25 protein-coding genes and 2 tRNA genes are annotated in these 23,580 nt (G+C 74.7%); 15 read left to right on the forward strand and 12 right to left on the reverse strand.

The window, feature by feature from the left end:
* The first annotated feature begins 34 nt into the window (after positions 1 to 34).
* The 3 genes from ACR9E3_RS20605 to ACR9E3_RS20615 are packed head-to-tail and all read left to right on the forward strand — an operon-like array spanning position 35 to position 2,711.
* Positions 35 to 901: a TetR family transcriptional regulator C-terminal domain-containing protein gene (locus tag ACR9E3_RS20605; protein WP_460382396.1), complete on the forward strand. Its 867-nt coding sequence runs from the start codon at positions 35 to 37 to the stop codon at positions 899 to 901.
* The gene (locus ACR9E3_RS20610) at positions 886 to 1,782 is read left to right on the forward strand and encodes a beta-keto acid cleavage family enzyme (protein WP_460382397.1); all 897 of its coding nucleotides are present in this window, start codon (positions 886 to 888) and stop codon (positions 1,780 to 1,782) included. Before ACR9E3_RS20605 ends, ACR9E3_RS20610 begins: the two co-directional genes overlap by 16 nt.
* A complete protein-coding gene (locus ACR9E3_RS20615) occupies positions 1,779 to 2,711 on the forward strand; it encodes a 3-hydroxyacyl-CoA dehydrogenase NAD-binding domain-containing protein (protein ID WP_460382398.1) in 933 nt (310 codons plus the stop codon). Before ACR9E3_RS20610 ends, ACR9E3_RS20615 begins: the two co-directional genes overlap by 4 nt.
* Positions 2,712 to 2,715: 4 nt before the next feature.
* On the opposite strand, the gene ACR9E3_RS20620 is transcribed toward ACR9E3_RS20615, so the two are convergent.
* From ACR9E3_RS20620 to ACR9E3_RS20630, 3 genes are all read right to left on the reverse strand, one after another.
* Positions 2,716 to 2,961 (reverse strand): hypothetical protein, encoded by a 246-nt coding sequence (locus tag ACR9E3_RS20620; protein ID WP_460382399.1) that lies wholly within the window; start codon positions 2,959 to 2,961, stop codon positions 2,716 to 2,718.
* Between the two features lie 65 nt (positions 2,962 to 3,026).
* Positions 3,027 to 3,101, reverse strand: a tRNA-Ile gene (locus ACR9E3_RS20625).
* 119 nt (positions 3,102 to 3,220) lie between these two features.
* On the reverse strand, positions 3,221 to 4,132 hold the full coding sequence (locus ACR9E3_RS20630) for a DUF559 domain-containing protein (protein WP_460382400.1): 912 nt from the start codon (positions 4,130 to 4,132) through the stop codon (positions 3,221 to 3,223).
* A gap of 335 nt (positions 4,133 to 4,467) precedes the next feature.
* Here ACR9E3_RS20630 and ACR9E3_RS20635 point away from each other — a divergent pair, with 335 nt between their 5' ends.
* From ACR9E3_RS20635 to ACR9E3_RS20660, 6 genes are all read left to right on the forward strand, one after another.
* Positions 4,468 to 4,659, forward strand: a complete 192-nt coding sequence (locus ACR9E3_RS20635; RefSeq protein WP_460382401.1) for a hypothetical protein — start codon at positions 4,468 to 4,470, stop codon at positions 4,657 to 4,659.
* A gap of 198 nt (positions 4,660 to 4,857) precedes the next feature.
* The gene (locus ACR9E3_RS20640) at positions 4,858 to 5,010 is read left to right on the forward strand and encodes a hypothetical protein (RefSeq protein WP_460382402.1); all 153 of its coding nucleotides are present in this window, start codon (positions 4,858 to 4,860) and stop codon (positions 5,008 to 5,010) included.
* 52 nt (positions 5,011 to 5,062) lie between these two features.
* Positions 5,063 to 5,701, forward strand: coding sequence for a hypothetical protein (locus ACR9E3_RS20645; RefSeq protein ID WP_460382403.1), 639 nt, complete (start codon positions 5,063 to 5,065; stop codon positions 5,699 to 5,701).
* Between the two features lie 42 nt (positions 5,702 to 5,743).
* Complete coding sequence (locus ACR9E3_RS20650; protein ID WP_460382404.1) at positions 5,744 to 7,378, forward strand: alkaline phosphatase D family protein; 1,635 nt, start codon at positions 5,744 to 5,746, stop codon at positions 7,376 to 7,378.
* 185 nt (positions 7,379 to 7,563) lie between these two features.
* Positions 7,564 to 8,721, forward strand: coding sequence for a metallophosphoesterase family protein (locus ACR9E3_RS20655; RefSeq protein WP_460382405.1), 1,158 nt, complete (start codon positions 7,564 to 7,566; stop codon positions 8,719 to 8,721).
* Positions 8,718 to 11,495 (forward strand): AAA family ATPase, encoded by a 2,778-nt coding sequence (locus ACR9E3_RS20660; RefSeq protein WP_460382406.1) that lies wholly within the window; start codon positions 8,718 to 8,720, stop codon positions 11,493 to 11,495. Before ACR9E3_RS20655 ends, ACR9E3_RS20660 begins: the two co-directional genes overlap by 4 nt.
* A 306-nt stretch (positions 11,496 to 11,801) precedes the next feature.
* On the opposite strand, the gene ACR9E3_RS20665 is transcribed toward ACR9E3_RS20660, so the two are convergent.
* Genes ACR9E3_RS20665 through ACR9E3_RS20675 form a run of 3 tightly spaced genes read right to left on the reverse strand, consistent with a single transcriptional unit; the run spans position 11,802 to position 13,900 of the window.
* Positions 11,802 to 12,299 (reverse strand): DnaJ family domain-containing protein, encoded by a 498-nt coding sequence (locus ACR9E3_RS20665; RefSeq protein WP_460382407.1) that lies wholly within the window; start codon positions 12,297 to 12,299, stop codon positions 11,802 to 11,804.
* A 12-nt stretch (positions 12,300 to 12,311) separates the two neighbouring features.
* Positions 12,312 to 13,004, reverse strand: a complete 693-nt coding sequence (locus tag ACR9E3_RS20670; protein WP_460382408.1) for a 4'-phosphopantetheinyl transferase family protein — start codon at positions 13,002 to 13,004, stop codon at positions 12,312 to 12,314.
* On the reverse strand, positions 12,989 to 13,900 hold the full coding sequence (locus ACR9E3_RS20675; RefSeq protein WP_460382409.1) for a metallophosphoesterase family protein: 912 nt from the start codon (positions 13,898 to 13,900) through the stop codon (positions 12,989 to 12,991). The genes ACR9E3_RS20670 and ACR9E3_RS20675 overlap by 16 nt, the downstream gene beginning before the upstream one ends.
* A gap of 114 nt (positions 13,901 to 14,014) precedes the next feature.
* Here ACR9E3_RS20675 and ACR9E3_RS20680 point away from each other — a divergent pair, with 114 nt between their 5' ends.
* The 4 genes from ACR9E3_RS20680 to ACR9E3_RS20695 all read left to right on the forward strand — a co-directional run bounded on the left by ACR9E3_RS20680 (position 14,015) and on the right by ACR9E3_RS20695 (position 16,737).
* The gene (locus ACR9E3_RS20680) at positions 14,015 to 15,250 is read left to right on the forward strand and encodes an adenylate/guanylate cyclase domain-containing protein (protein WP_460382410.1); all 1,236 of its coding nucleotides are present in this window, start codon (positions 14,015 to 14,017) and stop codon (positions 15,248 to 15,250) included.
* 80 nt (positions 15,251 to 15,330) lie between these two features.
* Positions 15,331 to 15,789: a hypothetical protein gene (locus ACR9E3_RS20685; RefSeq protein WP_460382411.1), complete on the forward strand. Its 459-nt coding sequence runs from the start codon at positions 15,331 to 15,333 to the stop codon at positions 15,787 to 15,789.
* Positions 15,790 to 15,793: 4 nt separating this feature from the next.
* Positions 15,794 to 16,321, forward strand: a complete 528-nt coding sequence (locus ACR9E3_RS20690; protein WP_460382412.1) for a hypothetical protein — start codon at positions 15,794 to 15,796, stop codon at positions 16,319 to 16,321.
* Positions 16,318 to 16,737: a hypothetical protein gene (locus ACR9E3_RS20695; RefSeq protein WP_460382413.1), complete on the forward strand. Its 420-nt coding sequence runs from the start codon at positions 16,318 to 16,320 to the stop codon at positions 16,735 to 16,737. The genes ACR9E3_RS20690 and ACR9E3_RS20695 overlap by 4 nt, the downstream gene beginning before the upstream one ends.
* A 273-nt stretch (positions 16,738 to 17,010) precedes the next feature.
* Here the strand turns inward: ACR9E3_RS20695 and ACR9E3_RS20700 are convergent.
* A tRNA-Asn gene (locus ACR9E3_RS20700) sits at positions 17,011 to 17,083 on the reverse strand.
* Between the two features lie 119 nt (positions 17,084 to 17,202).
* Here ACR9E3_RS20700 and ACR9E3_RS20705 point away from each other — a divergent pair.
* Positions 17,203 to 17,484: a hypothetical protein gene (locus tag ACR9E3_RS20705; protein WP_285654020.1), complete on the forward strand. Its 282-nt coding sequence runs from the start codon at positions 17,203 to 17,205 to the stop codon at positions 17,482 to 17,484.
* Here ACR9E3_RS20705 and ACR9E3_RS20710 read toward each other — a convergent pair.
* From ACR9E3_RS20710 to dnaG, 3 genes are read right to left on the reverse strand one after another with little or no spacing between them, the layout of a single operon-like run.
* Positions 17,478 to 18,251, reverse strand: a complete 774-nt coding sequence (locus ACR9E3_RS20710) for a trans-aconitate 2-methyltransferase (protein WP_460382414.1) — start codon at positions 18,249 to 18,251, stop codon at positions 17,478 to 17,480. The two genes, ACR9E3_RS20705 and ACR9E3_RS20710, sit on opposite strands and share 7 nt — an antisense overlap.
* The gene (locus ACR9E3_RS20715; RefSeq protein WP_460382416.1) at positions 18,248 to 18,832 is read right to left on the reverse strand and encodes a hypothetical protein; all 585 of its coding nucleotides are present in this window, start codon (positions 18,830 to 18,832) and stop codon (positions 18,248 to 18,250) included. Before ACR9E3_RS20715 ends, ACR9E3_RS20710 begins: the two co-directional genes overlap by 4 nt.
* The gene (gene dnaG / locus ACR9E3_RS20720; RefSeq protein WP_460382417.1) at positions 18,829 to 20,736 is read right to left on the reverse strand and encodes a DNA primase; all 1,908 of its coding nucleotides are present in this window, start codon (positions 20,734 to 20,736) and stop codon (positions 18,829 to 18,831) included. Before dnaG ends, ACR9E3_RS20715 begins: the two co-directional genes overlap by 4 nt.
* A 326-nt stretch (positions 20,737 to 21,062) precedes the next feature.
* On the opposite strand from dnaG, the gene ACR9E3_RS20725 reads away from it, so the two are divergent.
* Positions 21,063 to 21,854, forward strand: a complete 792-nt coding sequence (locus ACR9E3_RS20725; protein WP_460382418.1) for an SDR family NAD(P)-dependent oxidoreductase — start codon at positions 21,063 to 21,065, stop codon at positions 21,852 to 21,854.
* On the opposite strand, the gene ACR9E3_RS20730 is transcribed toward ACR9E3_RS20725, so the two are convergent.
* Both ACR9E3_RS20730 and ACR9E3_RS20735 read right to left on the reverse strand, forming a co-directional pair.
* Positions 21,844 to 22,182, reverse strand: coding sequence for a thioesterase family protein (locus ACR9E3_RS20730; protein ID WP_460382419.1), 339 nt, complete (start codon positions 22,180 to 22,182; stop codon positions 21,844 to 21,846). The two genes, ACR9E3_RS20725 and ACR9E3_RS20730, sit on opposite strands and share 11 nt — an antisense overlap.
* The gene (locus ACR9E3_RS20735; RefSeq protein ID WP_460382420.1) at positions 22,179 to 23,504 is read right to left on the reverse strand and encodes an MFS transporter; all 1,326 of its coding nucleotides are present in this window, start codon (positions 23,502 to 23,504) and stop codon (positions 22,179 to 22,181) included. Before ACR9E3_RS20735 ends, ACR9E3_RS20730 begins: the two co-directional genes overlap by 4 nt.
* Positions 23,505 to 23,580 lie beyond the last annotated feature (76 nt).

Here is a 23,580-nt window from a genome sequence, read left to right on the forward strand (position 1 = left end):
CGATTCCCGCAGGACTCCACCTACGGTCGGCGGCGTGACCGAGGGCTCCGCCGACAGCGAGCTGCGGCAGCGCGTGCGGGCGGCCGTCGACCGGTGCGGCACGCGCCGGGAGGTCGCGACCGCGATCGGGCTCGACGAGATCAAGCTGTCGAAGGCCCTCGCCGGGCGCCGCCGGTTCACCGCCGGCGAGCTCGCCGCGATCGCGGACGTCACCGGCGCGCCGCTCGGCTGGCTCGCCCGCGGTGACGACCCCCCGGTGACGGCCACCCCGGGTCCGTCGCTCCGTGAGGACGCGACGCCCGACCCCGACGGCGCGCGCAAACGGATCCTCGACGCCGCGTGGACCCTCATCGCCACGGCGGGCTACCACCGGGTCCGCGTCGCCGACGTGGCCGAGCGCGCGGGCACCAGCAGCGCCGCGGTCCACTACCACTTCCCCGGGCGGGAGGCCCTGCTCGGCGAGGCCCTGCGCCACAACGTGGAGCTGGCGTTCGCGCGCCAGTCCGCCGCGCTGGCCACCGTCACCGACCCGCATGCGCGCCTCGTCACCCTGCTCGACCTGCAGATGCCCGACGGGCCCGTCCTCGAGCCCGAGTGGTCGATCTGGATGCAGGTCTGGGTGGAGGCGGTGCTCGACGCGGGCCGCCGCGAGCTGTACGCCCAGGCGCAGGACCGGTGGTTCCGGACGGTCCTGATGACGCTGCGCGACGGTGCCGAGGCCGGGGTCTTCCGCGCCGACACGGACCTCGAGCTGCGCGCCCGCCAGCTGACGGCGCTGGTCGACGGCCTCGGGGTCGGCGTCATGACCGAGGCCTCCCGGGCCGCCGACATGCGCGCGGCGCTCCACGACTTCATCGCCCACACGATCCTGCGAGAGGACGCGTCATGCCCCGAACCGTGAACCGCCACGTGGTCATCACGGCGGCGCTGACCGGGGCCGCCGACAGCCCCGGCAAGAGCCCCCACGTCCCGGTCACCCCGGCGCAGATCGCCGACGACGCGGTCGCCGCCGCCCGGGCCGGCGCCGCCGTCGTCCACGTCCACGTCCGCCATCCCGAGACGGGCATCCGGTCCCGCGACGTCGCCCTCTACCGCGAGGCGGTCCGCCTCATCCGGGCCGCCGACGTCGACGTCGTCCTCAACCTCACCGCGGGCATGGGCGGCGACCTCGTGATCGACGAGGAGGACCCGCTCAAGCCGGTCGACGGCACCGACCTCGTCAACGCGATCGACCGCCTCCCGCACGTCGAGGAGCTCCGGCCCGAGATCGCGACGCTCGACTGCGGCTCGTACAACTTCGGGGACGGCAGCGCCCTCTACGTGTCCACGACGGACATGCTGCGCGTCGGCGCGCGGCGCTTCCAGGAGCTCGGCGTGAAGCCCGAGCTGGAGATCTTCGACACCGGGCAGCTGTGGTTCGCGAAGGTCATGCACGACGAAGGGCTCATCGACCGGCCCGCGCTGATGCAGCTGTGCATGGGCGTGCCCTACGGCGCGCCGGCCGACCCCGGCCTGCTGCAGGCGATGGTCAACCTGCTGCCGGAGGACGCGCAGTTCACGTCCTTCGCGCTCGGCCGCGACCAGCTGCCGTGGGTGGCGCAGTCGGTGCTGCACGGCGGGCACGCCCGCGTGGGGCTCGAGGACAACCTCTACCTCGCCCGCGGGGTGAAGGCGACGAACGCGCAGCTGGTCGACCGCGCGGTGACGATCGTGGAGTCGCTCGGGGCCGCCGTCGCCACCCCGGACGAGGCCCGTGAGATCTTCGGGCTGGGCGCGCGGTGAGCCGTCCCGCCACCCGTCCGGTCGCGTGCATCGGGGCCGGCGTCATCGGCGGGGGGTGGGCCGCGCACTTCCTCGCCCGGGGCTTCGACGTCGTGGCCTGGGACCCGGCGCCGGACGCCGAGGAGCGGCTGCGGCGCACCGTCGACGCCGCCTGGCCCGCCCTCACCGAGCTGGGACTCGACCCCACCGCCGACCGGGACCGGCTGCGCGTGGCCGCGTCGCTGCGCGAGGCCTGCGCGGATGCCGTCGTCGTCCAGGAGAGCGCGCCCGAGGACCTCGACCTCAAGCGCGGCCTGCTCGCCGAGATCGTCGCGGCGACGGGGGACGACACCGTGGTCGCGTCCTCGACCTCCGGCTTCCCGATGGGCGAGATGGCGACGGCGGCGGCCGACCCGTCGCGCCTCGTCGTCGGGCACCCCTTCAACCCGCCGTACCTCATCCCGCTCGTCGAGGTGGTCGGCGGGCCGTCGACCGATCCCGCGGTGACGCGGCGGGCCGCCGAGTTCTACCGGGCGACCGGCAAGACGGTGATCGAGATGGATCGCGAGGTGCCCGGCTTCGTCGCCAACCGGCTGCAGGAGGCGCTCTGGCGGGAGGCGCTGCACATGGTCGCCAACGGGGACGCGACGGTGGAGCAGATCGACGCCGCGATCACCGAGGGCCCGGGGCTGCGCTGGCCGGTGCACGGCCCGTGCCTCACCTTCCACCTCGCCGGCGGCGAGGGCGGCATGGCCCACATGCTCGACCACTTCGGGCCGTCCCTGCGCGCACCGTGGACCCGGCTGGACGCGCCGGAGCTGACCGGGTCGTTGCGCGACGCCATGGTCGCGGGGACGGCGAACGGGCACGACTACGCCACCCTGGTCGCCGAGCGGGACCGCGCCGTGATCGCGATCCGCCGCGCCGTGGAGCAGGCCCGACGTCCCTGAACCGTCAGGGCATGGTGCTCGGCTCGACGGTCGTGTCCTCGGGCCTCCCTGCCTGGTCCAGACGGCGCAGTCGGGCGCCGAGGACACCGAGGCAGACGCCGGCGGCGACCGCGAGGGCGACCGGGTACCAGAGCGCCAGGCGCGACGGGTCGTCGATGGCCTCGGCCCAGGTCCACCCGACCAACGCGATGATCAGCAGCATCGCGGCCATGAGCCAACGCCGCAGCGCGGGGATCGCGGTGTGGTCCATGACCCCAGGGTGACGGGCGCAGGGGATCTCGGCCAGGGCGGCGGGGGGCGACACCGTCGAACGGGTGGGGCAGGTCGGGCTCGAACCGACGACCTGACGAATTATGAGTTCGCTGCTCTGACCAGCTGAGCTACTGCCCCCTCGGCGGCGAAGCGTACGACACGCCGGGTGTGTCGCCCGGGCTCGGCCGAACCCGTGCCGAGCAAGATCTGGAACTGGTGAGCGGATGCTCCGCTGAGCGGAGCGGGCGCTCACCAACTCAGGATCTTGCCTTCAGCGTCGACCGCAACCGGGCCAGCAACGCCCCGGGGTCGTCGCGGAGCTCGTACCAATGGGTCCGCAGCACGACCCAGCCGTCGGCCGCGAGGGCGGACTGCCGGGGGCCGTCGAGGAGGAAGGCGCGGAGATCGCGGTGGTAGGCCCAGCCGTCCACCTCGACGATCACCTTCTCCTCGTCGAACACGACGTCCCCGACCGCCCGCCCGAAGCCGGGCAGCACGATCTCGGTGTTGGCGGACCACCCGGTCATCCCTGCTCCGTGCAGCCCCGTGTGCAGCGCGCGCTCGGCCCACGACCGCGCGCCGCCGTCCGCCAGCGCGATGAGTTCGGCACCGAGCGGCGCGCCATGTCGGCCGGACGTCCGCATGTGCGTCGCCCGCAGCATCTCGACGCTCAGGGAGCCCTTCTGCAACGCCCGGTCGGCGACCCGTGCGCCCTCGTCGAGACCGAGCACCACCACCGCGTCGAGCACGGTCAGCGCCCGCGCGGTGACGTCGGCGCCGGCGACCCGAGTGCGGTCGGCGGGGTCGATGGTCCGCAGCGCGATGTCGAGGTCCTTCCGCGGGCGGGTGCGCCGGTCCCAGGGCACGGCGACCTGGTGCAACAGGGGTGCGGTGTCGCGGAACCCCCACCACCACGCGGCCGACGACCCGACGAGCGTCGCGTCGGGGCCGAGCGACAGGAGCGCGGCGATCGCCCGGGACGTCGGCGTCTCGTCGTGCTCGCCCACCTGGTAGACCCGGGGGCCGGTGGGGAACCACGCCTCGGCCTCGACCTTGCGGGCGACGGCCTGGCGCGTGTAGCCCGCCTTCCGTGCCTGGTCGAGGCTCACGACCCCGTGCTGGCGGCGGATCAGCGCCCGGAACGCGCGGCGCTCGGCATCAGTGCTCACACCGGCTTCGACGCAGCCGCCCGACCGCCGGATCCATGGACCACCAACTCCAGATCTTGCCCGTCGAAGCCCGCCCGCACATGACGATCACGTGAACCGCCGTGACCTCGCCGTGACATGATCGAGATCCACCTGAGGGCGCCATGAGAACTGCTTGACATGCGTGTTCGCGGCACAGGGCCAGCCGGGGGACACGACACCTCGTGATGATCTCGTTACCGAGTACCGGAATGGGCCGTTCTGGCTTGAATCGGACGTCGGCCGCCCGCGATGGTTCGGCCGTTCGGGTCATCCGGACCTGAACAGTCAGCAGTCCTGATCGGGAAGGACCCTCCATGAAGAAGAGCACCATGCGTCTCGCGCTCGCCGCCGTCGCCGCGCCCGCGGCCATCACGGCCTTCGCCGCCCCGGCCGCCAACGCCGTCGAGCTCGCGCCCTACGCGCACCAGCTCGACCACGACGTGGCGGACACCGAGGCCGAGGTCGGCGCGGTCGTCGACGACCTGGGCCTCGAGGCCGCCGAGTAGGAACGAGCACGACGCACCACCCGCAGGAGAGCCGCTCCCCACAGCAGCTTCCGCGAGGGCCCGGGCCGGACCCGCTCCCCATCGGGGGTCCGCCCGGGCCCTCGTGCGTGCATATCCCTTTCACACGGATCCCTGGACATCGACGGGGTCGCCGACGACCCTTGGGGGTACGTCAACTCCTGACCCTCGGAGGCCGCCATGCGCCTGGGACGTCGACTCTCCGCCGGTATCGCCGAGGACCCGCCAACGCCTGCGCCCGACGAGGCGGCGGACACCGGCGAGATCGCCATCCCGGCCCACGAGATCACCGCGGAGCACCGTGAGCCGGCCGAGCAGCTGGTCGATCGGTAGACACCGCCCCCGGGCGGAGGCGCCGCTCACCGGGTACAAGATCGCGTACCCGATGATCTCGGCCGACGCGCGCCGCGCCGGCTTCAACGGCGTCGCGCTGGGCCGGACGCAGGTCTACGGAGGCGTGGCCGACGCGGTCTGCATCCAGAGCCCGAGGCACCGGCCCCCGTCGTCGTGGTGCGACTGCGGGTTCTACTGCTTCCACGACCTCGCGGATGCGCGCGACCTGGCCTGCGACCCGCAGTACCAGCACTGCGTGCTGCTCGAGATCGCCGCGTCGGGACGGTTCGTGCGCTACGAGCTCGGGCTGCGCTACGCCCGGCAGACCATCCGGTCGGTCCGTCTGGGGCGCTGCGGCTGCGGACGGGCGGCGACGGCGCTCGCCGACGGCGGCCCGGGCGTCGTGGGGTGGCGACGGCTGCACCCGGTCTGCGGGCTGTGCGCGGGACCGCGCCCGGTCCTGACGCCCGAGGCGTTCGGGGTGCTGTGCGGGCAGGTGCCGGTGCGCGGCGACGAGGCCGTGGACGACCCGGCGGCCGCGGTGTTCGCCCCGCTGGACGGGGTCGGGGGCGACGCCGATCTCGACGAGGGCACCCTCGTCCCGCTGCTCACCGCCGAGGTGGCGCTGCTGCAGGCACGGCTCGACCAGGTGCAGAGCCGCCTGGAGCAGCTGACCCACCGCTCGGAGTGATCCGGCATGCCTGCGCGCGGCCGGCTGGGGTAGTCAGGTGACGTGACCTCCCTCGAACTCGGCCCCCTGCTGCGCCACGTCGGCACCACGACGGCGACGATCTGGGTGGAGACGAGCGCACGCTGCACCGTCGAGGTCCTCGGGAGCTCCGCGCCGACCTTCGAGGTGTGCGGCCAGCACTACGCGCTCGTCACCGTCGACGGGCTCGAGCCGGGCACCTGCCGGGCGTACGAGGTCCGCCTCGACGGCGAGGTCGCCTGGCCCCTCGAGCGCGCCTCGACACCACCCAGCTACCTGCGGACCCGCCGCGAGGCGGGCGACGAGGAGCGGCTGCGCGTGGTCTTCGGGTCGTGTCGCTACCCCCCGACCGACGACCCGGAGCTCGAGGCCTCGCTGGGCATCGACGCCCTCGACGCGTTCGCCACCCGGCTCATGGACGAGGTCGCCGAGACCGACGACCCGGCGTCCGTCCTGCCCGACACGGTCTGCCTGCTCGGCGACCAGGTCTACGCCGACGAGCTCACCCCGCGCACCGAGCGCTGGATCCGCTCGCGCCGCGACCCGGACGACCCCGACGGGCCGGGCCTGGAGATCGCGGACTACGGCGAGTACGCGCACCTCTACAGCGAATCGTGGACCGACCGGGAGCTGCGCTGGCTGCTCTCGACCGTGCCGACCGCCATGATCTTCGACGACCATGACGTCCGCGACGACTGGAACACCTCGCAGACCTGGCGCGACGAGATGGCCGCCCAGCCGTGGTGGCCGCAGCGCATCCGGGCCGGGCTCGCGTCGTACTGGGTCTACCAGCACCTCGGCAACCTCGACCTCGAGACGCGGAACGCCGACCCGCTCTACCGCAAGGTCCTCGAGGCCGACGGCGACGTCTTCGACCTGCTCGCCGACTTCGCCGGCCGCGCGGACGCCGAGGTCGGCGAGCCCACGGGCGTGCGGTGGAGCTACCGGTGGGACCTCGGCCGGACGCGCCTGCTCATGATCGACTCACGGTGCGCCCGCGTGCTGAACGCCCAGGACCGCCTGATGATCAACGATCACTCGTTCGCCTGGATCGCCGAGAACGCCCGGTCCGAGGGGGACGTCGACCACCTGCTGCTCGGGTCGTCGATCCCCTGGCTGATGCCGCCGGCGGTCAGCCACGTGCAGTCGCTCGACGAGCTGGCCGCCGCGAAGGGCAGCCGGCTCGCCGAATCCGTGCGCCAGGCCGTCGACCTCGAGCACTGGCCGGCGTTCCGCGCCTCGTTCGACCGGCTCGCCGACCTCGTCCGGGGGATCGCGTCCGGACCGTCGGCCCCGGCGACGGTCTGCGTGCTCTCCGGCGACGTCCACCACAGCTACGCCGCCGAGGCCCGCTACCCCTCCCCCACCCGGTCGCGGGTCTACCAGTTGACCTGCTCGCCGGTGCGCAACGGCGTCCCCTGGTTCATGGAGTACGTGTTCGCGCTGGGCTGGTGGCGCCGGCTCTCGGGTGTGCTGGGGCGTGTCGCGAAGGTCGCCGGTCTCGACGACCCGCCGCTGTCGTGGTCGACGGTCGGCGGCCCGTGGTTCGGCAACGCGGTGTCGACGCTCGAGGTGTCGGGGACGGACGCCCGCCTGCGCGTCGAGCGCTCCGGGGCGCGCGGCGGCCTCGAGGCGATCGCCGAACTGCCGTTGACCTGAGTCGGCGTGGTCGTGCCGGCGTGGCGTCCACGCTGACGCTCGACGACAGAGAATCCACCCGCTCGATCCGGGCCGGAGACGCGGGGAACCGTTCGGGGCGTCACTGCGTCGAACCCTGTGTCGCTGCCCGCCCGGGCGGCGGGGCCGTTCTACGGTCGGGGGTCGAGCAGTGGAGGGAGGCGCGCGTGCGGTTCGTGCACACCGCCGACTGGCAGCTCGGCATGACGCGCCGGATCCTCGGCGCCCGCCCGCCCAAGGAGGCCGCGGGCGGGCTCACCGGCGAGGCCCAGGCCCGCTTCGCGCAGGCCCGCCTCGACGCCGTGGCCGAGCTGGGCCGCCTCGCCGACGAGCGGGACGCGGCGTTCGTGGTGGTGTGCGGCGACGTGTTCGAGTCGAACCTCGTCGGTCCCGACGTCGTCGCCCGCGCCTGCGAGGCCCTCGCGTCCTTCCGCACGCCGGTGCTGCTGCTGCCGGGCAACCACGACCCCGCCGACGCCGCGTGCGTGCTGCGGCGGCCCGACTTCGCGCGCCGCTGCCCGTCCCACGTGACGGTGCTGGACACACCGGGGGTGCACGAGGTCGCGCCCGGCGTCGAGGTCGTCGCCGCGCCGTGGCGCTCGAAGCACCCGCTCACCGACCTGGTCGGCGAGCAGCTCGCCGCCCTCGATCCCGCGCCCCCCGGGACGCTGCGCGTGCTGGCCGGGCACGGCGAGCTCGACGTCCTCGACCCGGACGACGACGAACCGGCCCGCATCCGCCGCGACGGCGTGCTGGCGGCGCTCGCCGACGGCCGCGTGCACTACGCGGCGCTCGGCGACCGACACTCGACCTGGGCCGACGCCGTCGACGACCGCATCCGGCACGCCGGCACCCCGGAGGTCACCGACTTCGACGAGGTCGACCCGGGCAACGTCCTGGTGGTCGACCTCGAGCGGGACGCGGCGCGGGTCGCGGTCGAGCCGGTCGGGCGCTGGCGGTTCCTGCGCCACGACGCACGGCTCGACGCCGACGGCGATCTCGACACGCTGGACGCCCGGCTCGACGCGCTGCCCGACAAGGAGCGCACCGCGGTCCGGCTCGCCCTCGTCGGCACGCTCTCGCTGCGACAGCGCGGCCGTCTCGACGACCTGCTCGCCGCGCATGTCCACGCCTTCGCCGCGGTGGAGATCCTCGACCAGCACTCCGACCTGGCGACGGTGCCCGACGACGCCGACCTCGACGACCTCGACCTGCACGGCTTCGCCGCCGACGCGGCCACCGAGCTGTTCGCGGCCGCGACGGGTGACGACGCCGAGGCGCGCGACGCCCTGCGGCTGCTCCACCGGCTGGTGGGGTCGCGATGAGGCTGCACCGCATCCGGCTGCGGGACTTCCGTGGCGTGCACGATCGCGAGGTCGCCCTGGCCGAGCACGGGGTCACCGTGCTGCAGGGCGACAACGAGGTCGGCAAGACCTCCACGCTCGCCGCCCTCGACCTGCTCTTCGACGCCGCCGACTCGTCGCGGCGCGCGGAGATCCGGGCCGCCCAGCCCGCCGGGGTCGACGCCGGCCCCGAGGTGGAGGCCGAGGTGTCCACCGGGCCCTACCGCTTCACGTACCGCAAGCGGTGGCTGCGCCGCCCGCGGACCGAACTGCACGTCACGGCGCCCGCACCCGAGCAGTTGACCGGCGCCGACGCGCACGCCCGCGTGTCCGCGATCCTCGACGAGACGATGGACCGCGTGCTGTGGCGCGGGCTGCGCGTCGAGCAGCACACCGGCGTCGGGCAGGCCGACCTCGGCGGCCAGGACGCGCTCACGCGGGCCCTCGACCGCGCGGCGTCCGGGCACGAGGCGGCGCGGCCCGACCCCACGGTCGACGACGGCCTCGTCGAGCGGGCGGTGGAGGAGCTGCGCCGCTACCGCACCCCGAGCGGGCGGGCGACCGGCGAGCTCCGGGCCGCCGAGGTGCGCCTCGCCGACGCGGAGGCCGAGCACGAGCGCTGCCGCGCCGCATTGGAGGCCACCGAGCGCGACGTCGCCGCCCGCGACCGGCTCGACGCCGACCTCGGCACGGTCCGCGCGCGCCGGCGGGCCTACGGCGACGAGGTCGCCGAGCTCGAGGACCGGTGGGCCGGGCTGCAGTCGCGGCTGCGCGAGGTCGAGGCCGCCGGCGACCAGGCGGTGCTCGCCCGCGAGCGCGCCGACGCGGCGCGGCAACGGCGCGAGGCCCGCGACGCCCTGGTCACGGCGGTCGCCGCGGACGCCGACGCCGCGACGCGGGCGGCCGCGGCACGCGACGCGCACGACGCCGAGCACACGACCGCCCGCGAGGACCGCGACCGGCGCCGCGCCGACGACACCGACGCCCGGGCCGAGGCGACCCGCGCACGGCACACCGCCGACGCCGCCGACCGGGCCGTGTCCGCCGCCCGCGACCGCGCCGAGCTCGCCGATCTCGCCGAGCGTCTGCGCCGGGTCGATGACGCCGCCTCCGGGCTGGCCTCGGCCGAGCGGGCGCTCGCCGCTGCGGCGGTGGGCGCCGACGACCTCGCCGAGCTCGAGGACCTCGCCCGCGACCTGCTGCGCGCCGAGGCCGCCCGTGACGCCGCCGCCGCCCGCGTCGAGCTGACGGTGCCCGCCGACGGCGACGGGCTGACCCTCGTCGTCGACGGCGAGACCCTGACGCTCGCGGCGGGCGAGAGGCGCACGCTGCCGGTCGCCGCCGCCCGCGCGGTGTCGCTGCCGGGCGTCCTCGACGTGCGGGTCCGTCCCGGTCTCGACGAGGCCGGCCGCGACGACGCCGTCCGCGAGGCCACCCGGGCGCTCGCCGGGGCGTGCGACGACCTCGGTGTGGCCGACCTCGAGGCGGCCCGCGCCGCGCGCCGGGCCGCCGAGGACGCGGCACGCCGGGCCGACGAGCACCGCGCCGCGCTCGCCCGTGAGCTGGCGGGGCACGCCGACACCGCCGCCCTGCGCGCCGCCCACGCCGCGGTGTGTGAACGGCTCGAGGGGGTCGAGGAGACCACCGACGACGTCGCCGCCCTGCGCACCGCCGCCGCGACGGCCCGCGAGGAGGCCGGCACGGCCGCGCGGCGCGCCGACGAGGCCGATGCGGCGTGCCGGACCGCCGAGGACACGGTGCGGGAGTCCGAGGCGCGCTCGGCGGTGCTCACCGAGCGCGCCGCCGACGCGCGGCACGCCCACGCGCGCCGCGCCGAGGAGCTGGCCGCCGCCCGGGCCGACGCATCGGACGCCGCCCTCGTCGAGGCCGAGGCGACGCGGCGCGACCGGGCCCGCGAGGCCGAGCGCGAGCACGAGACCCTGTCCGCCGCCCTCGCCGGCGACGACCCCGACACCGTCGAGCTCCTCGTCACCAACGCCCGCGCGGTCGCCGAGCGCCTCACCGGCGAGGTCGCCCGCCTCGAGCGCGAGCACGCCGAGACCACCGGCCGCCTCCAGGCCGCGGGTGCGCAGGGCTGGCACGACCAGCTCGCCGCCGCGGCCAGCGAGCTCGAGGCCGCGGGTCGAGTGCACGAGTCCGTCGCCGGGCGCGCCGCGGCCGCGCGCCGCCTGCACGAGACCCTCGCCCGCCACCGGGAGCGGGTGCGGCGCTCCTACGTCGCGCCGTTCCGGGCGCAGGTCGAGCGGCTGGCGCGGATCGTGTTCGGGCCGACCCTGTCCCTGGAGATCGACGAGGATCTCCGCATCACCCACCGCACGCTCGACGGCACCACGGTGGCGTTCGGGGCGCTGTCCAGCGGCGCCCAGGAGCAGCTCGGGCTGTGCGCGCGCCTCGCCTGCGCCGCGCTCGTCGACCCGGCCGACGGCGTGCCCGTGGTCATCGACGACGCCCTGGGACACACCGATCCCGAGCGCCTCGCCCGCCTCGGCGCCGTGTTCACCGCGGCCACCGCCGCCCAGGGCGCCGCGCAGGTCGTGGTGCTGACCTGCACCCCCGAGCGCTACCACGGCATCGGCGCCGCCACCGTCGTCCCGCTCGCCCCGTCCAGACGCCCGGGCGACGACGGTGCCGACCGCGCCGACGCCCGCGACGAGCCGGCGCACCCCGCCGACAGCACCCCGGCCACGACGCCCGGCACCGTCGTCGACCTCCCCCGCGCCCCGCGCGCCGGCTGACGCGCGGATATCACGAGCGCCTCATCCACGTCGGGTGGCCGGCGGAGGTGCACCACGCGCTCCTGATCGACGACGGCCGGGCGATCGGGCGGACACGCGGGGCGCCGGCCGGGCGCCCGCCCCCGGCGCCACCCCGGGCGCTCCCGACCCCCACGAGGCCCCATCGATGCTTCGGTTTCCGAAGCATCTCGGGGAACGACGCCGACCTGCCGCCGCGTGCCACACCGCGCGGAGATCAGGAGCGCGGTATCCACCCGATTCCACGACCAGCCGTGCACCACGCTCCCCTGATCACGAGGACCCGGCTCAGGCGCGACGCCGCAGCGCGCGCCACCAGCGTCTCCAGCGGGACGGGGCCCGCGGAGCACCGCACGCCGGCGCCGCGGGCGGCGCCTCGACGCCCGCCGCGCGCCCCGCCCGCCACCCCTCGACGATCGCGTCGGCCCGCGGCATCGGGACCGCGACCCGCGGACCGTCCGGGAAGCGCATCCACTGGGCGACGCGGGCGGCGACCTCCGCGACCGCGGCGCGGACCTCGAGCTCGGTCTCCATCCCGGCAACGGTCCCGGGCAGGCGCTCGACCTCGCGGCGCAGGCGCAGCGGGGTCGGCAGGAGGACGTCGGTGGGCACGTTCTCGCGCTCGAGGTAGGAGCGCAGCCACCAGTTCTCGTCGTCGGCCCGGTGCAGCCCGCGCAGGGGCCGGCCCGCGCCGCGCAGCCCGTCGAACTTGCCCTCGTCCTGCGCCTCGCGGATGCGCCGGTCGACGATCGACTCGTAGCTTTCCCACTGCCCGTCGCCCCGCATGGTGCTCCCAGGCTACGAAGGGCGCGCCGGGAGGGCGATCGCAGTGATCACCAGACCGTCGCGCACGACCCACCGGCCGTCGAACGTGGTCACCTCGACGCCGTCGACGACCGGCCCCGGGACGCGCAGCCGCGCCCGGAAGGTGCCGTCCGCCGCGGGACGCAGGTCGGCGTCCTCGAACCCCAGCCAGCGCGCGGTCAGCGGGAACCACGCCTTGTAGACGCTCTCCTTGGCACTGAACAGGATCTTGTCCCAGCGGACGTCGGGAGCGTCGCGGAACAGCGCGGACAGCACCGACCGCTCCCCCGCGTCGGACACCGCCTCGAGCACGCCGGCGGGCAGGGCCGCGTGGGGCTCGGCGTCGAGGCCCACGGTGCGCACCGTCCCGCTCCAGGCCACCGCCGCCGCGCGGAATCCGGTGCAATGGGTGATCGCCCCGACGACGCCGTCTGGCCACACCGGCGCACGCCGCTCTCCGACCGGGATCCCGACGGCGGGCGCGCCCAGCCGGGCGAGCGCGTCGCGGGCGCAGGCGCGGGCCGTCGTGAACTCCGCACGGCGGGTGTCGACAGCGCGCGCGACCGCCGCCTCCTCCTCCGGCGCGAGCACGGCCGCGGGATCGTCGTCGGTGCGCGCCGCGGTGACGACCGCGGTGGGCAGGACGGCGTCCAGGGCCGCGACGTCGGTGGTCACGACCGCGCCCACGACGCCCGCTGCTCGGCGGCCCAGACGGTGAAGGGATCGGGGCCGTCGGCGCCCGCGCCGGGCAGGATCTCGCGCAGGGCGCCGCGGACGAGCCCGTGGCGCTGCCACTCGCGCGGGTAGCCGACCGACACCTCCTCGCACCGCACCCCGTCCTGGACCGTCGTGCGCGGGATGTGCAGGTGGCCGTAGACGACGACGGCGGCGTCGTGGCGCGTGTGCCAGTCCGCCGTCGCGGTCGTGCCACACCACAGGGCGAACTCCGGGTACCGCAGGATGCGGGTGGGGTCCGGGGTCAGCGGCCAGTGGTTCACCAGCACGGTCGGCATCCCGGCCGGGCGCTCGGCGAGGCGCGCCTCGGTGCGGGCGAGACGATCGGCGCACCAGGCGGCGGGACCGTCGAACGGGTCGCTCGACATGAGGATCTCGTCGGTGCAGACCACACCCGCCTCGCGGGCGGCGTCGAGCGCCTGCTCGTCGGTCCACTCGGCCGGGATCAACGGCGGCCGCACGCTGTAGTCGTAGAGCACGAACAGCGGGCACACGAGCGCCGGCCCGCCGGCCCCCTCCCACACCGGCCACGGGTCCTCGGGGGTCACGACGCCGAGGTCGCGCGCCGCCGCGACGAGGTGGTCGTAGCGCGCGGGACCGACGAGCTCGACCTCGTCGCCCGGCGGGGTCCACAGCTCGTGGTTGCCCGGCACCCAGATCACGCGCGCGAAGCGGTCGGCGAGGACCCCCAGCGCCCACGTGACGGTCGCGACGCGGTCCCCGACGTCGCCGGCGACGATCAGCCAGTCGTCGGGGTGGGTGGGACGCAGCTCCCGGACCAGGTCCTCGTTCTCCGACCGGTTCACGTGCAGGTCGCTCGTGGCCAGCAGGCGCGGGCCGCCGCTCATGGGTCCTCCCTGTCTCCTCGGGCTCACGGTACGGATCCCGTGGTGACCGGCGCGCCGGCCGTGACACGTCTCCCTCCAGATGTCCATGTCAGACCCCTTTGGCACCATGAGCCCGTGCCGCCCCGCCACCGCACATCGCTGCCGATCCCGGCGCGGGTCCGGTCGGTGATGGCGGAGGGCGACTACGACCGCGCCGGGCTCCTCGACGGCCTCGCGGGCGACGAACGGCGCACGCGGGTGTCGGTGCTGGAGTCGCTGGCCGCCGACGGCGTCGACATCGACGCCATGCGCGACGCGATCGCGCGCGACCGCCTGGGGCTGCTGCTGCTCGAGCGGACCCTGCGTCCCGAGGACGGGCACTCGCTCACCGACGTCTGCCGGCTCGCCGAGGTCGACGTCGAGGTCGCGCGGCGCTGGTTCCAGGCTCTCGGGCGCCCGATCGCGCCGGACCCCGAGGAGCCGATCTACACCGACGAGGACGTCGAGATCGCGCAGCGGATCCACCGCTACCGCAGCCTCGGGTTCTCCGACGAGGAGATGATGCCGGTCGTCCGCGCGATCGGCCGCGGCGTGCTCAACATCGCCGACGCGCTGGGCGGGCTGCTCGGCGAGGCGCTGCTCCGCCCCGGCGAGCCCGAGCCGGAGATGGCGCTGCGCTACGCCACCGAGGCGCGCCGGATCGTCGAGGAGGACTCGCTGCACCTGGTGCACCTCGTCGCGGCCGGGCTGGCGGACCGCATCCGGTCGCACGCGCTCGCGGTCGAGGAGTCGAGCGCCGGACGGCTGCAGGGCGCCCAGGACGTGACGGTGTGCTTCGCCGACCTCGTCGGCTTCACCGACCTCGGCGAGAGCGTGTCGGCGGTCGAGCTCAGCGAGGTCGCCGAGATGCTCTCGGCCACCGCCACCGAGGTCTCGGCCTGGCCGGTCCGGCTGGCCAAGACCATCGGCGACGCGGTCATGCTCGTGTCCCCCGACCCGACGGCGCTGGTCCGGGCGGCGGTCGCGCTGGTCGAGGCATGGTCGGGCGCGGAGGACGGCCGCCCGGCGCTGCGCGTCGGCATCGCCAAGGGCATCGGCGTCCCGCACGCGGGCGACTGGTTCGGCCCGCCGGTCAACCTCGCCAGCCGTGTCACCGAGACCGCGCGTCCCGGACAGGTCACCGTCACCGCCGCGGTGCACGACGCGGTCGCCGCGGTCGCGGGCGACGACCCGCCGCTGCGGTTCCGCACCGCGGCACCGCGCAAGTTCAAGGGTGTCCGTGGTGCGCAGCGCTTGTACCGGGTGCAGCGTCGCCCGACCGTGTCGCGCGGCAACGGCACACCTCTCGATCGAGTGGATGAGACGCACTAGCCGATTCGCGAATAGGCCATCTGGCGTATTTCTCCCCCCGAGCGTCGGCACCGGCCGGCGTCGGACAAGGAGAGTTCACCGTGGAAACGACGACGAAGAGGCGCCTCGGCGCCATCGGCGGTGGCATCGCCCTGGCGTGCGTGGCAGGTGTCGCGCTCGCGGCCTGGCTCTCGAGCGGTGCCGGCACGGCGGAGGGCAGCTCGACCACGGCCATCAACTCCACGATCACACCGCAGAACGGCGCGACCGGGCTCTACCCGGGCGCGACCGTCAACGCGACCGTCACGGTCAACAACCCGAACGCCTACCCCGTGGTCGTCGCCTCGATCTCGCCCGGCAGCTCGGACGCCACCGCCGGCAACTGCCCCGCGGGCACCGTCACGACCGCCGGCCTGACCAACCCGCCGGGGACCATCGCCCCGGGCGGCACGCAGACCTACACCCTCCAGGCCAAGATGGCGGCGGACCCTGCGAACTCCTGCCAGGGCCAGAGCTTCTCCCTGCCGCTGACCGCGAGCCTGGCCTCCGCGGCCGGCTGAGCGGGTGTCCCCGCGTCACGGCCGCTGGAGATCCGGACGGCGCCTCTCGTGGCGGTGGTGGATCCGCCGCCTGCCGGCCGTCGGGGTCACCGGTGTCGTCGTCGCCGTGCTGCTCGGCGCGGGCCTCGCGTCCGCGGCCTGGCTGTCGAGCGGCGGCGGCACCGCGACGTCCCGGGCCGGGCAGGCGCAGGCCCCGACGACCACGACGGTCGCGGGGTCCGCGATCACCACGAACCTGCTCTACCCCGGGTCCAGCGGCGACGTGAAGATCACCGTCAACAACCCGAACACCTACCCCGTCACGGTCACGTCGGTGAGCCCCAGCGGCTCACCGACGGCGGCCGGCGGGAGCGGGACGTGCGCGACGACCGGCGTGAGCCTCACGACCGCGTCGCCGGGCGCCGCGATCCCCGCGAACGGTTCGACGACGCTGACGCTCGCGGGCGCGGCGTCGATGACGAGCGCCTCGGAGACCGGGTGTCAGAACGCGACCTTCACCATCCCCGTCACCGTCGCCATCACCAGCGCGTGAGACGTCCGGGGACCGCGGTCGTCGCGGCCGTCGTCGTCACGCTGCTGCTCGCGGGCAGCGGTGTGGCGACGGCGGCGTGGCGGTCGTCGAACGCGGGCACGGCGACCGCGAAGGCGGGCAGCCTCGGCGCGCCGACCGCCACGATCGGTTCGATCACCTGCACCACGAGCGGGCTGACCACGACCGCGACGGTGAACGTGAGCTGGACATCCGTCACCGGTGCCTCGCAGTACTACGTCGAATCGGGCCGCCTCCTGAACCTCGCCCAGGGCGAGAAGAAGACGGTGACCGGGACGTCGACGACGTTCACGACGACGACGCTCCTGGTCGACATGTACGTGCGTGTCACGGCGCGTGCGGGGAACTGGAGCGGGACGCCCAGCGCGATCGTGAACAAGGCGGTGCTGTGCCCGTAGGCCTCGCGATGATGGTGGGCCGGGGCCCGCTCCCCAGCTGCCTGATCCGGCCCACCACCACGCGGACGGTGCCCCCGGGCACCGGAGGCCGGGTCGCGTCACCGGCTCGGGGAGAAGAGTGCCGCGAGCCACATCGACCACACCAGGGATCCGCGCCGAGGTTCACTCGACACGGTCACGGATTCACTCGACCTGGGGAACGACGCGGCGCGGGTCACCGTGGGATCAGCCAAAGAGAAAACCCCAGGTCAGCGTGGTGACCTGGGGTCTCGGCTCCTCCGACTGGACTCGAACCAGTAACCCTTCGGTTAACAGCCGAATGCTCTGCCGATTGAGCTACGGAGGACCGTCGCGCCCGACCCGATCTCGCCGTCGGACGGGTGTCACGTTACCGCACGGGGTCCGCGGTCCCGCCGCACGGGTGGGGCAGGATGGACGGAACCGAGACGTCGGCGAGGAGACCGCATGAAGTTGATCCCGTTCCTGCTGGGTGCCGGTGTCGGGTACGTGCTCGGCGCCCGCGCCGGTCGTGAGCGCTACGAGCAGATCGCCCGTGCCTACCGCCAGGTGGCCGACCACCCGAGCGTCCAGGGTGCCGCCGGCGTCGCCCGGGCGAAGGCCGGCGAGGCCGTGCAGACCGGCGTGTCGATGGCCCGCGAGAAGGTGGCACCGACCGGCGGCCCGTCGGAGGCGTCGGGCACGCCCGGCGCTCCCGGCCGCGCGACGACCAACGGCTCCGATCACTGAGCCCCGAGCACCGCGAACACCCGGCGGAACCCGAACCAGGTGACGCCGGCGCGGTCGGGGGGACAGGCCTCCCGCAACCGCGGGACGAGGTCGGCGCGCAACGACGCCCAGCCGGCGTCGTCCAGCGCGTCCCGGACCCGTCGCAGCGTGGTCCCCGCGAGCCAGTCGCCCACGGGGTCGTCGCCGGTCAGCGGGTGCAGGTAGGTCGTCTCCCAGCAGTCGACGACGCCGCCGGGGCGCGCCGCGGCGAGCAGGCGGGCGTACTCCTCGGGCGTGCCGACCCCGTACGCGGGCAGGCCCCCGGGGACGCGCTCCGCCCAGGCGGGTGACGCCAGCAGGTCGCGCGCGATCCGGTGGGACGGCGACTGCTCCGCGCCCGGCACCTGGAAGGCCAGCCAGCCACCGGCCGGGAGCGCCGAGGCCCACCGGGCGACCAGCTCGCGGTGCTCGGGCACCCAGTGCAGCACCGCGTTGGTGACCACGACGTCGGTCTCGGGGCCCGGGTGGAAGTCCCGGACGTCGGCGAGCTCGGCGTCGACCCCGGCCCCCCGCGCCGCGGCCACCATCTCCGGCGAGGAGTCCGAGGCGCGGACCCGCGCGCCGGGCCACCGCGCGGCGAGGACCGCGGTGAGGTGGCCCGGCCCGCAGCCGAGGTCGACGACCTCGCGCGGCGCGGGCGCGCCGACACGGGCGACGAGGTCGAGGAACGGGCGGGCGCGGTGGTCGTCGTGACGCCGGTAGAGCTCCGGGTCCCACCTGACGCTCATCCCCGTGCCTCGCCGATGGTCCGGCTCCGCTCCGCTTCGCGTCCGGCCTGGAGCCTCTCCCCCACCCCCGCCGCGACGGACCGCACCGCGTCGAGATCGGTGCCGGCGTCGGGACGCACGTGCAGCACGACTCCGGCGCCCGGGACCCGGCGCTGGACGAACCAGGCGCCACCGTCGGAGATCTCGTGGTGCTGGCTGTCCTTCACCGCGGCGGTGACGCGCCGGTGCACCGTCTCTGGGAGCTTGCCCGGGGCGGTCAGCGGCACCCGGCGCGGCGGGAGGTCGGCGAGCAGGACCACGCCCCCGTCGAGCTCCTCGGCCTCCTGCGCCTCGATCACCTCGAGGGCGCCGCCGGCCCACGTCGCCTTCGTGACGAGGTGCCAGGCGATCCGCCGCGCGGCCTCGCCCGACGCGGCGGGCGGCAACCAGAGCCCGAGGTCGGTGGCCAGGACGATCGAACCGCGCGGGCCCCGGCCGTCGGCGATCACGCGCTCGCCCTCGTCGAGCGTGCCGGTGAAGCCCTCCGGCACCGGCTCGCGGCCGGTGAGCAGCGCGCGCAGGCGGTCGAGCACCCCGCTCACAGCGAGACCGCGCCCGTCGCCTGGTCGCGCAGCGCCTTCTTGTACTGCTCGAGGGCGACGAGGTCGCCGTAGAGCTCGTGGTACTCGTCGGCGTTCTGGATCGGCGAGAGCCGCTGGAGCCGTGACTTGATCTCCGAGACCTGGCGCTCCACGAGCGTGCCCTGCAGCGCGCTCATCATCGACGTGATGTAGCGGTGCTCGTCGGTCTCGCGGGTCTGCAGCGGCTCGACGGCCAGCTCGTGGACCAGCGGCCGGTAGCCGCTCGCGAGCTGCTCGCCGACCGCGGCGATCCACGCCGAGCCCGACCAGCCCGCCGACGTGCCGCCCGCGCCGAGCACGGCCCGGTGGATCGCGAGGTAGGCGTCGTCGGAGAAGGCGTCCTCGGGCAGCGAGTCGTACACCGGGCCGGCGAGCGCGGGCGCCTGCAGGGCGGCCTTGAGCACCTCGCGCTGCACCCGTAGCCGCGGGTCGTCGCGGGCGGGGAACGTGGGCCCCTCGCCGGCGGCGCGGCCGTTCTGCCCGGACGGGGCGCGGCGCTGCTGGGCGCGCCGGGCCGGGGCCTCGGTCGGGGCGCCCGCGGTCTCCCGCACGCGGCGCACGACCTGGGCCTCGTCGGTCCAGCCGACCCAGCCGGCGAGGCGGCGCGCGTAGCCGTCGCGGAGGTCCTCGCGCCGGATGCGGGCCACCTCGGGGACGGCGCGCTGGAGCGCCGCCACCTGGCCCTCGACGGTGCCGAGGTCGTGCTCGTCGAGGATCGCCCGGATGATGAACGTGAACAGCGGCGCCCGCTGGGCGACGAGGTCGCGCAGCGCCATCTCGCCGCGGGCCTGGCGCAGGTCGCAGGGGTCCATGTCGTCGGGCGCGACGGCGATGTAGGTCTGGGTGGCGAACTGCTGGTCGCCCTCGAACGCCTTGCGCGCGGCCGACTGGCCCGCGGCGTCGCCGTCGAAGACGTAGATCACCTCGCCGCGGTCGAACGAGTCGTCCATGAGCAGCCGGCGCAGCACCGCGACGTGGTCGTCGCCGAACGCCGTACCGCAGCTGGCGACGGCGGTGTGCACACCGGCGAGGTGCATGGCCATGACGTCGGTGTAGCCCTCGACGATCACCGCCTGCCGGCTCTTGGCGATCTCCCGCTTGGCCTTGTCCAGGCCGAACAGGACCTTGGACTTGTGGTAGACGGGCGTCTCGGGGGTGTTGAGGTACTTCGCCTCGATCCGGTCGTCGTCGAACAGCCGCCGCGCGCCGAAGCCGACGACGTCGCCGCCGAGATCCCGGATCGGCCACAGCAGCCGGCGGTGGAAGCGGTCCATGTACCCGCGCTGCCCCTGCCGCGACAGGCCCGCCTTCTCCAGCTCCTCGAGCGTGTAGCCCTGGGCGACCAGGTGCTTGGTCAGCTTGTCCCACCCGCTCGGCGCGAACCCGCACCCGAAGTCCTCGGCGGCCGCCTGGTCGAACCCGCGCTCGGCGAGGAACTCCCGCGCCTTCTGCGCCTCCCCCGGCGCCCGCAGCTGCTCGGCGTAGAACTCGGCGGCCAGCTTGTTGGCCGCCAGCAACCGCGCGCGCGTCCCGCGGTCCTTCTGGACGCTCGACCCGCCGCCCTCATAGGTCAGGCGGTAGCCGATGCGGTCGGCCAGCTTCTCGACGGCCTCGACGAAGCCGAGCTGCTCGATCTTCATGAGGAAGTCGATGACGCTGCCGCCCTCGCCGCAGCCGAAGCAGTGGAACGTGCCGTGCGTCGGGCGGACGTTGAACGACGGCGTCTTCTCGTCGTGGAACGGGCAGAGGCCCTTCACCGAGCTCGCGCTGGCGCGACGCAGGGCGACGTACTCGCCGATCACCTCGTCGACCCGGTTGCGGTCGCGGACCTCCGCGATGTCCGCGTCCCGGATGCGCCCCGCCATGACCGTCAGTCTAGGACGCTGCCGGCGCGCGCCGGTCCGGCCCGCACGATGTCGCGGACAGCCCCCCGGGTGTCGGGGACGGGTCTGCGCCGGCGCCGCGTGGGGCGCAGGGGTGGCAGCGAGGGCGTCCCTCGCTGCCACCCACGCACCCAGGGCGTCCCTCGCCCCCGCGAGGTGTGGAGTCGCCGGTCGGCACGATGGCGTCCCTCGCTGCGTCCTACGCAGCCAGGGTGTCCTTCGCTCCACGCGGTATGGGTCTCGGGAAGTTCGAGCCGCATCGCTCGGTTGCTCCGTCGGCACCGCAGCGAGGACGAGGAGGACATGCCATGCAGCTCGACCTGTCCGGGCGGACCGCGCTGGTCACCGGCTCGACCGGCGGCATCGGGCGGGCCATCGCCGCGGATCTCGCCGGCGCCGGCGCCCGGGTCGTCGTCAACGGGCGTGACCAGGGGCGCGTCGACGAGGCCGCCGCCGGGATCCGCGAGGAGACCGGCGGCGAGGTCGTCGGTGTCGCCGCCGACGTCGCCACGGCCGAGGGCGCCGACGCGCTCGCGGCGGCCGAGCCCGACGTCGACGTGCTCGTCAACAACCTCGGCATCTTCGGCCCGCAGCCGGCCCTGGAGATCGCCGACGACGACTGGCGACGCTACTTCGAGGTCAACGTGCTCTCCGCGGCCCGCCTGATCCGGACCTACCTGCCGGGCATGACCTCCCGCGGCTGGGGCCGCGTGCTCGACGTGGCCAGCGACTCCGCGGTCGTCATCCCCGCCGAGATGATCCATTACGGGATGTCGAAGACGGCCCTGCTCGCCGTGTCCCGCGGCTTCGCCAAGGAGGCCGCGGGCACCGGCGTCACCGTGAACTCCGTGATCGCCGGCCCGACCCACACCGGCGGGGTCGAGGGGTTCGTGCGGGAGCTCGTCGGCGACGACCTGCCGTGGGAGGAGGCGCAGCGCAAGTTCATGATCGAGTATCGACCGCAGTCGCTGCTACAGCGCCTCATCGAGCCCGAGGAGATCGCGCACCTCGTGACGTACCTGGCCTCGCCGCTGGCCTCGGCCACCACGGGTGCGGCCGTGCGCGTCGACGGCGGCTACGTCGACTCGATCATCCCGTGAACGCGGCCCGGTCGACGACGACGCGGTCGATCTCGCCGTCGGCGACGTAGTGCCCGTCGCCGTCGATCGCGCTGACGTCGAACGTCAACCGGTCGCCCTCGGTGGTCAGCGAGGCGTACACGTCGACGGTGCCGCCCACCGGGGTGGGCCGGCGGTGCCGGACCCGGATGGCGGCGCCGACCGTCGTCTGCCCCGGCTCCAGGCTCGCGGACGCCTCGGCCACGGTCGCCGCCTCGAGCCAGGCGATGAGCCGGGGCGTGGCCAGGACGGGCACGTCCCCGGTGCTCAACGCGACCGCGGTGTCGTCGTCGGTGACCTCGTACCTCATCCCGCCGATCGTAGGTCGTCGGCGGGGCGCGGCGCGGGCACCGGGGCGTCGTCGACCGACCGTGGCAGGAGCAGCACGAGCAGCCCGCCCACGAGGAGCACGGCGCCGAACGGGTAGAGGCTCGACGCCGTCGACCCGGTGAGGTCGGAGAGCCAGCCGACGAGCGAGGTGGCGACGGCGCCGCCGATGTTGCCGATCGAGTTGACCAGGGCGATGCCCGCCGCGGCCCCGGCGCCGGAGAGCAGGGCCGACGGGATGCTCCAGAACGCCGCCTGGGCGGTGGAGACGCCGGCCGCGACCAGCACCATCGCGCCCACCGCGAGCGCGGTGCTCTGCAGGAACACGGCCGTGAGCACGAGGCCGAGCGCCGTGACCAGGCAGGGGATCACCGTGTGCCAGCGGCGTTCGCCGGTGCGGTCGCCGTGGGCGGACCAGGCGATCATCACCACGACCGCGACGACGTAGGGCACGGCGGTCAGTAGGCCGATCGTGAGCGTGTCGGAGACGCCGCTGCCCTTGATGATCGTCGGCAGCCAGAAGCTGACCAGGTAGATGCCCAGCGCGATCGTGAAGTAGATGCCGCAGAGCAGCCACACCCGCCCGCTCGTCATCGCCGCGCGGATGCTGCCGTGGCCCTCCACGCGGGTGGACTCCTCGGCGGCGAGGTCCGCCCGGACGACCTCCTTCTCGTCGTCGGAGAGCCAGCGCGCGGCGTCGACGGAGTTGTCGAGGAACTTCAGCACCAGCAGACCCAGGATCAGCGAGGGAACGGCCTCGACGAGGAACATCCACTGCCAGCCGCCGAGCCCGCCGACCTCGTCGAGGGCGCCGAGGATCCAGCCCGACAGCGGACCGCCGACGATCGTGGCGACGGGGATCGCGGCCAGGAAGATCGCGGTCACCCGGCCGCGGCGGTGGGCCGGGAACCAGAAGGTCAGGTACAGCAGGATGCCCGGGATGAAGCCCGCCTCGGCGACGCCCAGCAGGAACCGCAGGATGTAGAACATCGTCGCCGAGCTCGTGAACGCCATGGCGCCCGAGATCAGCGCCCAGGTGACCATGATCCGGGCGATCCACCACTTCGCCCCGACCCGGTGCAGCAGCAGGTTGCTCGGGACCTCGAAGAGGATGTAGCCGACGAAGAAGATGCCGGCGCCGATGCCGTAGACGGTGTCGGAGAACGCGAGATCGTCCTGCAGTTGCAGTTTCGCGAACCCGACGTTCACCCGGTCCAGATAGGCCGCGGCGTAACAGATGAACAGGAACGGCACGAGCCGACGCGTGATCTTCGAGTAGACGGCGTCGGGGGCGGGCGTTGGCATGGCGGTTCTCCCGGTGCGCTCCGCGCATGTGAGCAGTGGGGGGGGGGGTTGGGGGCCGCAAAGCGCACAAGACCCG

This window comes from Actinomycetospora sp. C-140, from assembly GCF_054796175.1.